A 15,000-nucleotide genomic window follows, 5' to 3' on the forward strand; every position below is an offset into this window, starting at 1 on the left:
GAGAGCCGACAACCACCGATGGCGAGCTATTTGCTTTTGGCCGATTCGGGCAGAGCAACTTCGTTCAACTGTGAGTGCTCTCCATCGACTCTTCCGCAAAATTGTCCGCTCATCTACGAATCCGACCGAGTCGAATGCCAGGAAAGACATCTCGATCGACTAACCTTGATGACGCGACCGTTGCCTACACTGCACGCAAAATGAATGCCGTTGACCGTTCCAAAAACCCTCAGTCGCAGAAACCTTTTGCGTGGTCAATTACGTGGGTCAACCGCTCGTTCACGAGTCATGGCTTTGGAACGCCTTTGTTGCGGAACACATCTTTCAAAGATTTGATTTGCGAGGGTGACGCGTATTCGGATTGCGTCACCGCCACCCAGCCGTCGATGTAACTCGATGGTGCGTAGTTGTGACCGTGGCCGATCGGAACCGTTGTCGCCATGGGAAGGTCAAATCCAATTTGCAAGAATGTGATGATCGGATACCAACGCAAGTACGGCGACACATCCGGCCCCGGAGGATCAGTCAACCAAGCGGGACGACTCCACGCCAGGCTGGGCGAAAACCAAACCATTGGATCGCTTGAGTACTGAATGTACGCGTCTCTCATCGGCCCCCACTCTTTGCCTGGTTCCAGCGAGTTTTCTTGCGCGGTGAATCGGAGCAGTCTTCCGTCGCGGAATGTTGGCAACCAAGCGGGACTTTCGGGATTGCGATTGCGCACGACGGACTTCCATTGCTTGCTCGGAAACGGCGGCCCGCTCCATAGGGCACCGTCGATCGGGTCTTCAAAGACCGTCAGCAGATCGGCGGACTCTTCCGAACCCAGTGACCCAAGGCTCAAACCATGTAGATAAAGTCGTGGCCGGCCGTCCTTGGGAAGCGTTTTCCAGTAACCGTAGACCTCATCAAACAAAGCCTGGGCCGAATCGATCGAACGCTGCGGGTCGACCAAAATCGTGATCCAACTTGGCAAGTAGGAATATTGAATGCTGACGATCGCCGTGTCGCCACCGTGTAGGTACTCGACCGTGTCGACCGCCGATGGATCAAGCCAACCTGTCCCCGTCGGCGTGGCTACGATCAGGACCGAGCGATCAAAGCCACCAACGCGTTTGAGTTCTTCCAACGCTAGTTTGGCGCGCCCACGCATCGTGGGGCGCGATCGCACTCCGGCGTATACACGAACCGGACGTTCGGCTTCTTCGCCAATGAAGTCCGAGATCTCGGCCTGTGTCGGACCGAGAGCCAGGAAGTTCTTGCCTTGGCGACCGATCGAATCCCAATTCACGAGCGAGGCTTCGCTTCCGGTCATGGTTTCGTTGGTTGGCGGTTTGACTTCGTCATCGCTTCGTTCATCTAATTTGGCGAAGAACGAATCGGCGACTGACAACAAGTTCTTTGCGACCAAGTCATTCGAAAGGAACAACACCACCAACCCAACGCTGACGAACGCAGTGGCGGTCGCCACCTTACGCGGCAAGATGTGATTGAGCTTGCCCGCGACGAATCCGCTCGCAGCGACAAACGCTCGCGCAAGAGATACCAAGATAGCCCCCAGAACAACCGCAATCGCGGCGGTGCGATACGGATAGGCAGTCTCCAAGTCCTCCATTCCCATTAGGCCACGAATCGAATTTTGCCAAAACGTCATGCGCCAAAGGAAACCAACGAATAACAACGCCACGACGCCAACGGTGATCCGCTTGGCGATCAACTGAGTGCGACCGGCAGGTTCACGGAATTCGAAAAACTGATAGACCCACACCGCCAACACACCAACCGTGTATCCGATCGCCAACGCAAAACCAGATAGAATCCCCTGCACCAAGTACGTTCGCGGCAACAAAGACGGCGTCACCGAAGCAGCAAAGAACAGTGCCGCCAGCATTAATCCGACAAAGGAGAAAGATTTTTTGTATTGGACCAGTTGTTCTTTCATCGAATCGACTATGCAAGATTTTAATGTGGTTTCGACCAGAGCGATCAACTGGTATTCTGTTCGATACGCATGATGTCTACCACGCCCATTTCATTACTCTTTTTGTTCTGGAAACTACGATCATCGTCGTCGCCCGAAAAGGCGATCTGTTTTTGGCGAGTGAATGATCGACCACGTTCGAATGCGTTTTCGCTATGCTTGGTTAGCGGCAGTTTTTTGTTTCCAGCTGGTGGCTGTTTTCAGTCACGTCTCATCTGGATGGGCTCAAGATGTATCTGTTGCAACCAGGACGTCGAGCTCCAAAATCACGAAAATTACATTTGGGCAATTTCGTTTTAACAACGTCCGAGAGGGTTATCAGGCGTTGACGTGGAACGAAGTGATCGGAGCAACTCGGTACCAAGTCCGCGATTCCAAGGGCGTGTCGTTTTACGACGGCATTCTACCTGAAGCCTTCATTTCCGGCTTGCCGGATGGGCAGCACTCCTTTTCGGTCAAAGCGTATTCGGACGATGGCGGACTGGTCGGCGCCAGCCAAACAGCGGCGGTGATCACGGTCGACCATTGGTCGATGACGCAAGCGTGGGTTTGCTTTGGTGTCGGGTTGGTCGTTGTTCTGGCCATTATCGGTGCCATCGGCTGGGGCTGGATGCACGATCGGCAGACATCTTCCTGTTCCTTGACTTACGCGAAGCGGGCAGAGACTTACGCGAAGCGGGCAGAGACTTACGCGAAGCGGGCAGAGACTTACGCGAAGCGGGCAGACGATTCATGATCTGCAGTTGCATCCATTTCAGCCTGGCGTCGACCGCTATTCTGTCGCCCACCGCGGGCTACGTGATGCTGGCATGCTTTAGCGTTCTTTGGATCGGCCTGGGCATATGGTGGGGGCGCCAAGCAAAGTCTTATGATGGCTTTGCCGTGGCGGGACGGAATGTTGGTTTAGCACTAGGGACCGCAACTGCAGTCGCGACATGGATTACTTCCAACACGACCATGCTGGCACCTCAGTTCGCGTTGCAGTTGGGCATTTGGGGCGCGGTCGCGTATTCCACCGCCAGCTTTGGTTTGTTTGCTTTCGCGCCAATGAGTGGTCGAATCAGGAGACTGATGCCGCATGGTTACACGGCCGTTGAATTCGTTCGTCGCCGTTATGGCTTGCTTGGTTCGATACCGTTTCTGCTGATCTCGATCTTCTATGCGTTCACCTGGTTGATTTCCATGTCGATGGCGGGTGGCAAACTGTTGGAAGTGTTGTCGGGCATCCCCTATCCCGTGGGCATGTCGGTGGTCGTCACTGTCTGTGTTGTCTACACACTTTTCGGCGGCATGTACGCCGTCATCGGGACCGACTTTATCCAGAGCTTGATCATCATGATCGGTTTGGTCGTTGTAGCCGTCGCTGTACTGGTGCAAATCGACATTGCCGATGTGCACTCCAAGCTGGAAAACAACCGTCCGATGCTGCTGTCGGTTTTCTTTCCTGCCGCACTGATGGCGTTGTTCAACAACATGCTGTTTGGGTTTGGCGAGATTTTCCACAGCAACGTGTGGTGGAGCCGGGCGTTTGCGATGCGAGAAGGCGTCGGCCCAAAGGCTTACGCGATTGGTGGCGCCCTTTGGTTGCCGATTCCGATTGTCGCCGGATTTTTGGGGCTGGCGGCACCGGCATTGGGAATCGGAATTAGCCAGCCCGATACTGTTGGTCCGCTAGTGGCGGCGACGTTATTAGGGACGGGCGGTGCGCTGCTAGTGTTCGTGGTCGTGTTTTGCTCGTTGGCGTCCAGCATCGACAGCCTCCTTGCCGCTACGGCGGACTTGATCGTCAATGACATCATCGCACCGATGAATAAATTGCGAATCAGTCAGGCAGATGAGGCGAGTTGCGAGAATCCGGAAACAACACCCATGAGGATGACCGATGCGGCCAAGCGGCGTGCTTCGACGCTGACCATTATTTTCTTAGGCGCCGCGTCCTGGGCGGTGGCCTATCCCAACGTCGGTTCTCTGGCAACGGTCTTGTTCTTTGCTGGGCCGATGGTCGGCAGTTGCATTTGGCCAATCATTGGCGGCCTGTACTTTCGCCGCCCCGGCCCGACTGCCGCTTGCCTGTCGATGCTGTTCGGGACTACCACCGGTTTGTGGGCCTACTTCGCGATCGGCTGGTTTGTCGCATCGCTGGTCGGTGCCAGCATATCCGGCGTGGTGTTCGGCTTGGCCACACTTGTCTTACCAGACAATTTTGATTTCAAAAATCTCGCTGACGAGGCAATGTGAGCGATGTTTCCACTGTGGTTTCTTCAATTTTTAGTGATTGGTGCGCTGATGCTTGTTGGCATCGGCGTGGCGGCTCTGATCGCGTTCCTTGTCTTCGATTCTCGCGATCGACAACTTTGGTGAGCGAGCCAAACGAGATGCCTGATAAACAAAAAACATTCGGTGGTGTAACTCCGGTCGGCACCAACTCAAAAGGGCAACGCCTTCGCCCCCATCCGCTGCTGGATGCTTGCGAACATCAAATTGATCGCGAAGCACTGCAAGCTCTCGCCGGCAAATCAATTCTGAACCCACGCCAGTTTGACCGCCGGTCGGTTGTCGCAATCGCACAGCTTTCGGCACTGCTGGAATCTCAGAACGTCGAGATGGACAAACCGTTGGACGGAAAGATCGCCATCACCGCCTTCTTCGAAGCCAGTACGCGGACGCGATTGTCGTTCGAAAGCGCGGTGCTGCGACTCGACGGAAAAGTCCTTTCCGTGCCCGATGGCCAAGTGACGGGAATCGCTAAAGGTGAATCGCTAGCCGACATCGGTGAGATGTTCAACACGTACGGTGACGTTGTCATCATGCGCCATCCGGACACCGACTGCATTGATCAAATCCAAAGGAACCTGCAGCGGCCGTTGATCAACGCTGGCAATGGTTCTGGCCATCATCCCACCCAAGCATTGATCGATTGGTATGCGTTATTGAAGTGGAGACCTGAACTGTGTCGCCCCAATTGCCCGGAAGATCGTCAAGTTCATCTGGGCGTCATAGGAACGCCGGGGTCAATGCGGGCGGTGAAGAGCTTCGTGCGTTTGGCTCTGATGTTTCCCGGCGCGGTCAAGAAAATCACTCTGATTTCAGAACTGGCTGACCCAGTCGGTTTGGATCTGACCGAACCGATCGAAGAATCGCCTATACCAATCGAAATCATCAACGATGTCCGTGAAGTCTTACCCGAATTGGATGTGGTGTACGTCAACTCGATCGCTTTCTTGGGTGACAGTTATCGCAACTTAGATTCACGGTACAAATTGGAAAAAGGCAGCAATCTGAAACCAGATGCGGTCATTTTGCATCCGCTAGCGCGAAACGACGAACTGGGCGAAACGTTGGATCATACCGATCACAACCTTTACTTCGCGCAAGCCGCCGGAGCCGTTTTTGTGCGACAAGCCTTGCTGACTTGCGTACTCGATCGACTGGATCGAATCAGTGGCATCCCTCGAAATTGATCCAGAGTAGATCCGTCCGGTTGCTTATTTTCTGCTCTTGCAATATTCGTTCAACAGTCAGCTGACGGCATACGTTGCATTGGTCGAGCTTGCCTACTGCAAACTGCTAATCGGCTAGTCGCCCGACGCACTTTGAGTCTCATACTTCCTTCCACTTCTCAGTTCCCGATTTTGTATTCATGTGTGGCATCACCGGTTTTTGGAATCCTCGACGTACTAACCAGCGCGACCTTCGGTTTGCCCTAAATCCGATGCTGGACGTGTTGGATCACCGCGGACCCGATGAACGCGGCAGCCGGTTCTTTTGCGAACAAGGCGTTGCGCTGGGTCATACGCGACTGTCGATCATCGGACTCGATTGCGGTCACCAACCCATCGAAACGGACGACGGTAACTACGCCGCAACGGTCAACGGCGAACTCTACGGCTACAAAACCATTCGCACGCAACTTGCCTGCGAAGAATTCGCGTGCAATGGCAAAAGCGACAGTGCGATCACTTTGCCACTGTACTTGAAGCATGGCTTGAGCTTTGTCGAAAAACTTCGTGGCGAGTTCGCGATCGTTCTGTATGACCAGACTGAACAACGCTTGATATTGATCCGCGACCGCTTCGGAATTAAACCGCTCTATTACCACGTCGGTGACTCAGGACTAGTGTGGGGATCCGAGGTAAAGTCAATCTTGCAGCATCCCGATGTCACGCCTCAGCTGTGCCCTAAGGCGGCGGCCCACCAAATGATGCAAGTGATGGTTCCTGGGTCAACGGCGTTCGAGAACGTTCACGCGATCAAGCCCGGCCACATGCTGATCGCAAAACTGCGCGGCGATCGGCTAGAGATTCAAACCAAACGATGGTGGGACATGGAATTCCCCGAGTCCCACGAAACGGGCGTCGATCCCACCGAATACGTGCAAGGTGTCAAAGAACGTTTGATTGATGCCGTCGCCACACGACTAGAAGCAGACGTACCGGTTGGCTGCTATCTTTCCGGCGGAATCGACAGCTGTTCGATTCTTGGCTTGGCGACTCATTTGCAGCAATCGCCGATCAAAGCCTTTACAATCGCATTCGACAGTGACGAGTACGACGAATCCAATATCGCCCGGCGGATGGCCGAGCGAACGGGCGCCGAACAAGAACTGTTACGCCTGACAGAAAAGGAACTGTATGGTCCCGCCTTTGAACGAGCGACTTGGCACGCCGAACGGACGTTTTACAACACGTTGGCGGTTGCCAAGTGGCATATGAGCCGCCGTGTTCGGGCCTGCAACTACAAAGCTGTGATCACGGGCGAAGGGTCCGACGAGTTGTTCGGCGGCTATGCTTTCTTTAAACGAGATTGGCTCGGCCGCGATCAAGGCGACAAAATTTTAGCGGGCGCGATCCTGGCAGAAGAAGATCAGAGTCACCCTGCATGGCAAGACGTTTGCGGTTTCACACCGTCTTGGATCCAACCTTGGATGATGGTGCTCGATCGAGTCCGGCCTCTGCTGAGCTCGTCCATCCAAGACCTGCTGGCCAACTATGATCCTGTCGCGGAAGTCGCTGCGGCAATTGATCCAGACATGGTTCGCGGTCGAAATCGGCTGGATGTTTCTCAGTACACGTGGAGCAAGACGATGTTGGAGGGACAGATTTTGACGTGGGGTGGCGACCGGATGGACATGGCCAATTCAATGGAAGCCCGGCCCGCTTTCTTAGATCACCACGTGGCAGAGTACGCGACGACCATTCCGCCTGACGTCCGTATCCGGGACGGCATCGAAAAGTGGGTGCTGCGAGAAGCGATGGTCAACGTGTTGCCTCGTGAACTTTACGAACGCAAAAAGTTTGCCTTCATGGCTCCGCCTGCACACACGGACCCAGTCAAGCGAGCCGCGGTACAAGAAATGATCGATCATTGGTTGACCAAGGATCGTGTCAACGCGGTCGGAGTGTTCAACCAAGAAAAACTGGCCAAGTTCCTCAGTGATGCGTGGAATGAAACTGATCCGTCAATGGCAAGACGAAACGACATCATCATCAATCACACGTTACAGATTCATATGCTGCACGGCCAATACGTCGAAGGGCTTCCGCTTCCCGCGGTCGATTAAAATTGCAATCTAGACTCGAATCCAATCAGCCAACAAGCACTGAACTGTTGCGAGTGAATCTGCAACGCATCAAAACTGACATACTGGCACTTGCCGAGATCGGGCGCAATTCAGCCGATCACGGGATCTATCGAATGGCCTTTACCGATGCGGATATGCAAGGGAAACGTTGGTTGACCGATCGCATCGATGCCGCTGGTTTGCCTCATTGGATTGACGGCGCGGCGAACGTGTCGACCAAGATCCAAGGTACAAGAGATGCACCGGAGATCTTGGTGGGGTCACATATCGATACCGTCCCCTGCGCCGGTGCGCTTGACGGGACGCTGGGCGTGATCGCTGGGCTGGAGTGCTTGCGTTGTATCAAAGAAGCAAACCTTGTGACGCGACGGACAATTGAGTTGGTAGCGTTCAGTGACGAGGAAGGACGGTTTGGTGGAATGTTCGGCTCGCAATCGATTTGCGGCCAGATCAACCCTGAAATGCTGGCCACGATGACAGACATGAACGGAGTCAAACTGGAGGACGAACTTCGCCGCCACGGCTTGGATCCACTCGGGGCTCTCGATGCGGCTCGCGATCCAGAAACCATCGACAGCTATTTGGAGCTACACATTGAACAAGGCCCGGTACTCGATCGGGTCGGTAAACCGGTCGGCATCGTCGACGAAATCACGGGTCTTTTCACTTGGTCGATCCGCTTCAAAGGTGAAGCCAATCATGCTGGGACCACGCCGATGAACATGCGCAACGATGCGTTTATGGGGCTAGCCGATTTTGCTCACGAAATCCCACGGATCTTGGACGAAAACGGTAGTGAACGCAGTCGTGCGACGATCGGGAAAGCTCAGATCCTACCCGGTGCTACGAACACCGTTCCCGGGTTAGTCGAATTCTCGTTGGACGTGCGAGACACTTCAGAGAAAGTCTTGGATGAACTATCGGAAGCCTTTCGCAAAGCGTTGTCGGCTATCGCCCGACGTCGCCATTTAGTCTTCGAATTTCAACCCAAGAGTTACATCACGCCGGTTCATTGCAGCGAGAAGATGATTCAAACGCTGCAACAGAACAGCCGCAAGCTGGGCTTGGACGCGCATCCCATGCCCAGCGGTGCGGCTCATGATGCTCAGATCATGGGCCGAATGGTCCCCGTCGGGATGATCTTCGTCCCCAGCAAGGGAGGACAAAGTCATTCGCCCGCCGAATGGACCGCTTGGACCGACATCGAAGCTGGTGCGAACGTGATGCTCCATACCCTCATCCAATTGGCCTCCTAAACAATGTCCGACACTGATCCCAGCAAAACGCCGCGTACTCATTCACCGCATACCGATCCGCTGCGCGGCGTTTATCACGAATCGTTCATCGATAACCCCAAGCACCTAGAATTTTTGGCGGAACGAAACACAGCTCTGCTGTGCATCGACCTGCAATACTTAGATGCAGCGCCGGGCTGTGGCGTTTTCGCTGATGCCGAAGCAAGTGGCGTGTCACCTGAAGCGCAGGAGTATTACTTTGATCGGTTGAGTCGAATGGTTTTGCCGGGCGTGCGCAAACTGCAAGATGTGTTTCGTTCACATGACTTGGAAGTCATTCATACTCGGATTCAGTCACTAACACAAAACGGTCGCGATCGTGGAAAGGGACACAAGCGTCTGCACTTGCTGGCGGCGCCAGGATCGCGTGAAGCGGATTTTCTAGAACAGGTTGCGCCGTCGCCCGAACACGACGAGATCGTGATCAATAAAACAGCCAGTGGTGTTTTTTCATCCACCAACATTCACTACGTGCTCAAGAATCTAGGCATCGAGTCGCTGTTCATCGTCGGTGTCTACACCAATGAATGCGTCGAAACAACGATACGGGATGCGTGCGATCTTGGTTACTTGGTGACCGTGATCGACGATTGCTGTGCGACGGTGACACCGGAGCTCCATGAAGCATCCCTAGCGACGCTTCGCGATCGATACGCTCGCGTTTTGACATTGGACGAAGCCGTCGACAACGTCAATCGCATCGTGTCGGTGGTGAGCTGATGCGCTGACAATTTAGCCGTAGTGCTGAAAGGTCGACATCATTCGCTTGTCGAGACTGATCTTTCCATTTTTCTAAATGGTTCTGTGATGAAAACGGCGTCGATGGCCTCAAACGAACTGTCCCCCGATCGTTGGAACCACTCGTTGCTGATCGATTGCCAAACGCTTTCAACCACAATTTTTCACCACGATATGCTTGCCAGGAAGCAAAATTTGTTCCAGTTCGGTGGGGCAGCATGAACAGGTTCGATTGAGTCGAATCTTCGTTAGTTGGCGGTTGGTGACGCGTCTAGAGAGCGTGGCGAAAGGTCACTCCCGAAGTTAGACGGGCGTCAACGTAGACAAATAGCTATTCAATTTGCAGGGCCGCTGTTCACGGCAGTTGCCACAGAGCTATTGAAACAAAGCCGCCAACATCAATCCGACGAAAGAACATAAGCGTTTGTAATTGATCAGTCGCTTTTTCATCAACAGAACATCTGGCGAAATAAGCCGCTGACGTGATCCAGGATTCTTCCCCTAGACGGTAGATTGCCGAATCAGTCTTGGCAATTGATGATACCTGGACTTTCACCTCAAAGGTATTTAGTTAGAACAATCAAACGAACATCAGACTCCCGCCGGCCGAAGCCGGCGGGAGGACAATGCAAAGTCATCACTTAATTGAGATGGATACCTTGCCGATGCTACCGGTGAACTTGCTGGTCGCTCGGTCGTATTCGTCCGACACGGTGGTCTCCATATCAATGCCGACGCCGGCCGTCTCGTCTGCAGAAAAGACAGCGAACTCTGTCTTGGGAATCTTTGTGGCGCCAACCGACGCATCATTCACATACAGCGTCGCTGTTCCGCCGGCACCGGGCTTCTCGCCACCGTCATAGGCGAAGTCCATCTTCACAGTCGACTTACCGCTGGGTAGCTTAGACTTGCCAACGGCCACGCTGCGTGTGATACCAAGGTAATTGTAGGTATACATCGGAACGCCGTCTTTCACGTGCAGTGCCCACCCACCGAAACGTCCACCTTGCGCGATAATGACACCGTTGGCCGGTTGGTCTCCGCTGTCGACCTCCGCGACGATCTCAAATGACGTGTTTTTCACATTGATGAAATCGTTCTCAAGCAGTCCATCCATCCCTTCGTAAAGTGTGAGGTTCTTACGACCGAACATCAGGTCGGGGCGACCAGCCAGTTTGGGGTTGAACAGTTCTTGTCGACGATCATCCAAGGGCAACACTTTGTACTTGAGCGCTTCGCCCAAGAACGCTTGTTGCAACTTGGCCAGCATCTCTGGGTGCTGCTTCGAAAGATCCGTCGACATGCTGAAGTCGTCGGCAACGTGATACAGTTCCCACGTATCTTCCGGGAACCGAGTTTCGGGATTGGCCCACGGCTTGACGTGAACCGTGCCAGCGAACCAGCCGTCGAAGTAGATACCGCGGTTTCCGAACATCTCAAAGTACTGGGTCGTATGCTGACTTGGCGCATTTGGAAACTCCCACGTGTAGGCCATGCTGGTGCCTTCGATCGGCCGCTGTGGGACGCCGTTAACAATGCGGGGTTCTGGCAGCCCGACCGCTTCGAGGATCGTGGGAGCGACGTCAATCACGTGGTGCCACTGCGATCGGATCTCACCCTTTGCTTTGATGCGATTTGGCCAGTGGACGACCATCGCATTACGCGTGCCGCCATAGTTGGATGCCACCTGTTTCGTCCACGTGAATGGTGAATCAAAGGCGACGGCCCAACCGGCAGACATATGAGGATAAGTGGAAGGATCGCCCCAGCTGTCGTAGTATTGCATCATGAAGTCGATGTCCGAGCCCTGCGGTTCGGCGTTGAAATATGTCATCTCGTTGTAGAGACCACTCATCCCGCCTTCGGCGCTCGTCCCGTTGTCGCCAGCGATGTAGAAGATGAGCGTGTTATCGAGTTCGCCCATGTCGTCGATCGCCTGAATGACGCGACCCGTTTCGTGATCCGTCATGTCCAGAAAGGCCGCAAAGACTTCGGCCTGACGTGCGAAGAGTTTTTGCTCTTTGTCTGAAAGGTCGGCCCAATCCTTGATATCGTTTGGCTTCTTTGCGAGCTTCGTGTCTTTGGGAATGACGCCCAGAGCTTTCTGCTGCTCAAAAATTCGTTCGCGGATGACGTCCCAGCCCTCGTCGAAATTGCCCTTTTGTTTTTCGATGTACGATTTCGGTACGTGATGTGGCGCATGCACGGCGCCGGGAGCAAAGTAAACGAAGAATGGCTTTTCGGGCGTGAGAGCCTGCTGAAATCGCATCCACTCGATGGACTTCGTGGCCATGTCGTTCATGAAGTGGTAATCGGGATCATCCGGAGTTTCGACCCGATTGAGATTGCGATAGACCGCAGGCGCCCACTGATTGGTTTCCCCGCCCATGAAGCCGTAGAACTCATCGAAGCCAACAAAGTTTGGCCAGCGTGTGAACGGTCCGGACGGACTAATTTCCCAAACGGCCGTTTCATGATGTTTTCCATACGCCGCCGTGCTGTAACCGTTCAGCCGCAAGGTCTCGGCAATGGTGGCGACGTCATTTGGCAGCATGCCAGTAGCACCGGGGAAAGCGGTTGCCACCTCGGTGATTTTGGCTTGATTGCAGGAGTGGTGATTGCGGCCCGTGATCAGGGCTTGCCGCGTCGGCGAGCAAAGTGCCGTGGTGTGAAATTGGTTGTAGAGCAAACCGTTTTTTGCGAGTTTGTCAAAATTTGGAGTGGGCAGGACGCTACCGGTCGCACCCGTTCCGCCAAAGCCGAGGTCGTCGAGCAAAATGACGACAACGTTCGGTGCATCCTTGGGTGCTTTCACTTCGAACACCGGCGGCGCTTTGGCGTCGCGTGCGTCAAGCGTCGTGATCGGTGGATACCACGGTCCCTTGAGAGGAAGTTCCGTGCGATCGACTTGGGCTTCTTGAGCACCCGCCGCACTTGCAAAGATGCAGGCCGCAACGATTGCAATTGCATTGAATCGTTTTAACATAGTTTTCTCCGGTGGTTGAATCTTGTCTCATCGATGCGGCCTCCTGCCATCGTAACTTCTTCGGTTGTAAAACTGAGGCGACGCACCCCAGCCATTTCACTCAACCAAATTCGGATTACCCGACCGCCAAGTCGTGCCGAACCACGGTTGCGTCTTCAACGGCAACCGCGTGACGACTAAACTTTCCTTCCGTACGGAAGGTAATTGTGAGTTTGAAATAAGTGCCGCACAAGCAATTCGTCGCAACGGAATTCATATCGCAAAAGTCATGCGAATCAACGAACGTTTGAGACTCAGCTCGAATCGCTGTAAAGTTCATCGACGTCTGCTCCGGATAGGCCGTTCCGAACGCATTAGCGAAGAAAACTACAAACGCTCGACTATTCAGGTTGCACTCTTAAGTGCACTGAGGATCTGCGACGCTTCAGGATACCCGGGTGACGCCATCGCTAATACAATCGGCGATAGAAGTATTCTGCTTTTAAGAAACGATTGGAGGGATCCACTCACTGACAGAACCCGTTCAATGAACGAACGTACAGGAAAGTGTGGCCTAGCGCCACACTTTGAATCGCGAGACAAATTCGCACTGGTGCGACAGATGTGTTGACCGCCGCCTTTTTCTTTGCCTTCGATGCAATTGAATAGGACAAGTTGCCTAGAGGCCAATCTTCTTCGGCGGATACTTTTTGAATGTCGCACCGTGTGTCTTCAGCTTGCCTGTGACAGTGGCAAGCCAAGCGTTGCGTCGGTGTCCGACGGGCAACTGTTCCTTGGGGTCAAGGTACAAATTGAAAAACCAAGGAGCAACGCCAACGTTTTGAATAGTGGACATATCAATGTGCATGTGAGTGCTTTGTGGTAGCACGACCTTGATGTGCGCTTTGTATTCCCGCATGCGACAGGCCATCAACTCGGTGCCCCACCAGTAGTAAACTGCCTCGCGAGCCGACTTGCCTTCATCATGCAGGAGGAAAGACGTTTGATCGACGAAATCGTAATAACGATCGTCGGGCAACTTGTCAGCAGAAACGCCAGCCAGTTTCAACGCCGTGCCGAACAGGTCCATTAAGTCGAACAGTTCATCGCTTTCATGGCCGGGCTGGATCATGCCTTTCCAATACGCAATCCCTGGCACCCGGCAGCCGCCCTCAAACGTCGTGCCCTTGGCTCCGCGAAACGGCGTGTAGCCCCCGTCGGGCCAAGCATCCATCTGCGGACCGTTGTCGGACGTAAAAAAGACAAGCGTGTTTTCCAAGACGCCTGCCTCGTCAAGTGCTTTGATGAGTTCGCCCGTGTGAAGATCGACTTCCGCGATCGCTTCTTTGTACGCGTACTTCGACGAACTCAAGAACCCAAGATCAGGGTTTGGAAAGTTGTCGGCGTGAACCTTCATGAAGCAGTGCTCGATAAAAAACGGCTTGTCGCCTACAGCGAGTTCTTTGATCCGGCGAATTGTGTAGTTCGCCAGCTCCTTATCGGCGCGTCCCATGTCCTCGGTCGATTGGATTTCGGCGAGCAGCTTCGTCTCCCCCTCCTTGAACCCGTGGGTCAAATGGTTGGCCGGTGCGATTTCCTTAAACGCAGCCAACTTTTCGGAGTCGTGCACCAGGTCAGGGTACCGACGTCCATCGACGCCTTGGGAGAGCTCTTTTTGCGCCGGGTAGTAGCCGTAAAACTCGTCGAAGCCGACATCGTGCGGACGCATTCCCTCGGATTCCCCGATGTGCCACTTGCCAGTCAACAGAGTCGCGTAACCGGCATCACCAAGCAGCTTGGGCAAGCTGATTTCATCGGCCCAAGGGTTTTTCGTGACCTTATCACCGGCAAGAATCGGCCGGGTCAGTCCCGTACGAACGGGCAAACGACCTGTCAGGATCGCCGATCGTGTTGGCGTACAAGTGTGCTGGGAATAACACGACGTCAGCTTCAAACCATTGCGGGCCAGTTTGTCGATGTTGGGTGTTGCCGCACCAATCGCGGCGCCGCCGCCATAGCAGCCCGGATCACCATAGCCCATGTCATCGACGATGATCCACAGGATGTTCGGCTTCTTGCCGGTCTTCTTTTCCAAGTTCACGAGCTTCTTCGCCACCGCCGCATCTTGTTCGGGTCGCGGGATCGCGGGCTCAAAGTTTCTAGCAGTCTGCACCGAGCGATCAAATGATTGACCGCAGGCACCGGCTATTGTAATTTGAAACATTGCGAACACGGTCATCAAAGCAAGCGTCGAGAGAATCGCTCTATACACTGCTTGGTTTTTTGAATTCATCACTGAAGCACTTGGTTAAGAGGAATCTGGAAGATCGGCACATAAAAACTCGGAAGTGTGCGAGCCAAAGATTGTAGTGGATTTGAGAGGAGAGAAAGAATTACATGGGCTTGCACTCTTGCTGAATCTCCGAGTTGGCTTTGATTG

9 protein-coding genes are annotated in these 15,000 nt (G+C 53.9%); 6 read left to right on the forward strand and 3 right to left on the reverse strand.

The window, feature by feature from the left end:
• Window positions 1-286: 286 nt before the first annotated feature.
• Window positions 287-1,942, reverse strand: a complete 1,656-nt coding sequence (locus tag Poly59_RS12510) for an alpha/beta hydrolase (RefSeq protein WP_146534330.1) — start codon at window positions 1,940-1,942, stop codon at window positions 287-289.
• 364 nt (window positions 1,943-2,306) lie between these two features.
• Between Poly59_RS12510 and Poly59_RS12515 the strand changes: the two genes are divergently transcribed.
• From Poly59_RS12515 to Poly59_RS12540, 6 genes are all read left to right on the forward strand, one after another.
• Complete coding sequence (locus tag Poly59_RS12515; RefSeq protein WP_146534331.1) at window positions 2,307-2,717, forward strand: hypothetical protein; 411 nt, start codon at window positions 2,307-2,309, stop codon at window positions 2,715-2,717.
• A complete protein-coding gene (locus tag Poly59_RS12520) occupies window positions 2,714-4,219 on the forward strand; it encodes a sodium:solute symporter family transporter (protein ID WP_146534332.1) in 1,506 nt (501 codons plus the stop codon). Before Poly59_RS12515 ends, Poly59_RS12520 begins: the two co-directional genes overlap by 4 nt.
• A 137-nt stretch (window positions 4,220-4,356) precedes the next feature.
• Window positions 4,357-5,442: an aspartate/ornithine carbamoyltransferase family protein gene (locus Poly59_RS12525; RefSeq protein WP_146534333.1), complete on the forward strand. Its 1,086-nt coding sequence runs from the start codon at window positions 4,357-4,359 to the stop codon at window positions 5,440-5,442.
• Between the two features lie 179 nt (window positions 5,443-5,621).
• Window positions 5,622-7,541, forward strand: coding sequence for an asparagine synthase (glutamine-hydrolyzing) (asnB, locus tag Poly59_RS12530; RefSeq protein WP_146534334.1), 1,920 nt, complete (start codon window positions 5,622-5,624; stop codon window positions 7,539-7,541).
• A 47-nt stretch (window positions 7,542-7,588) separates the two neighbouring features.
• Window positions 7,589-8,818, forward strand: a complete 1,230-nt coding sequence (locus tag Poly59_RS12535) for a Zn-dependent hydrolase (protein ID WP_146534512.1) — start codon at window positions 7,589-7,591, stop codon at window positions 8,816-8,818.
• Between the two features lie 3 nt (window positions 8,819-8,821).
• A complete protein-coding gene (locus tag Poly59_RS12540; protein ID WP_146534335.1) occupies window positions 8,822-9,577 on the forward strand; it encodes a cysteine hydrolase family protein in 756 nt (251 codons plus the stop codon).
• 655 nt (window positions 9,578-10,232) lie between these two features.
• Here Poly59_RS12540 and Poly59_RS12545 read toward each other — a convergent pair.
• Together Poly59_RS12545 and Poly59_RS12550 are read right to left on the reverse strand one after the other, a co-directional pair.
• Window positions 10,233-12,581: an arylsulfatase gene (locus Poly59_RS12545; protein ID WP_146534336.1), complete on the reverse strand. Its 2,349-nt coding sequence runs from the start codon at window positions 12,579-12,581 to the stop codon at window positions 10,233-10,235.
• A 658-nt stretch (window positions 12,582-13,239) separates the two neighbouring features.
• Window positions 13,240-14,853, reverse strand: coding sequence for an arylsulfatase (locus Poly59_RS12550; protein ID WP_146534337.1), 1,614 nt, complete (start codon window positions 14,851-14,853; stop codon window positions 13,240-13,242).
• Window positions 14,854-15,000 lie beyond the last annotated feature (147 nt).

The sequence above is a fragment of the Rubripirellula reticaptiva genome (assembly GCF_007860175.1).
GTDB lineage: Bacteria > Planctomycetota > Planctomycetia > Pirellulales > Pirellulaceae > Rubripirellula > Rubripirellula reticaptiva.

What these genes read in the sequence shown, in the direction of transcription:
- Poly59_RS12550 (WP_146534337.1), bottom strand. Translation starts at nt 14,853, where the DNA reads ATGAATTCAAAAAACCAAGCAGTGTATAGAGCGATTCTCTCGACGCTT.
- asnB (WP_146534334.1), top strand. Translation starts at nt 5,622, where the DNA reads ATGTGTGGCATCACCGGTTTTTGGAATCCTCGACGTACTAACCAGCGC.
- Poly59_RS12525 (WP_146534333.1), top strand. Translation starts at nt 4,357, where the DNA reads ATGCCTGATAAACAAAAAACATTCGGTGGTGTAACTCCGGTCGGCACC.
- Poly59_RS12510 (WP_146534330.1), bottom strand. Translation starts at nt 1,942, where the DNA reads ATGAAAGAACAACTGGTCCAATACAAAAAATCTTTCTCCTTTGTCGGA.
- Poly59_RS12540 (WP_146534335.1), top strand. Translation starts at nt 8,822, where the DNA reads ATGTCCGACACTGATCCCAGCAAAACGCCGCGTACTCATTCACCGCAT.
- Poly59_RS12545 (WP_146534336.1), bottom strand. Translation starts at nt 12,581, where the DNA reads ATGTTAAAACGATTCAATGCAATTGCAATCGTTGCGGCCTGCATCTTT.
- Poly59_RS12520 (WP_146534332.1), top strand. Translation starts at nt 2,714, where the DNA reads ATGATCTGCAGTTGCATCCATTTCAGCCTGGCGTCGACCGCTATTCTG.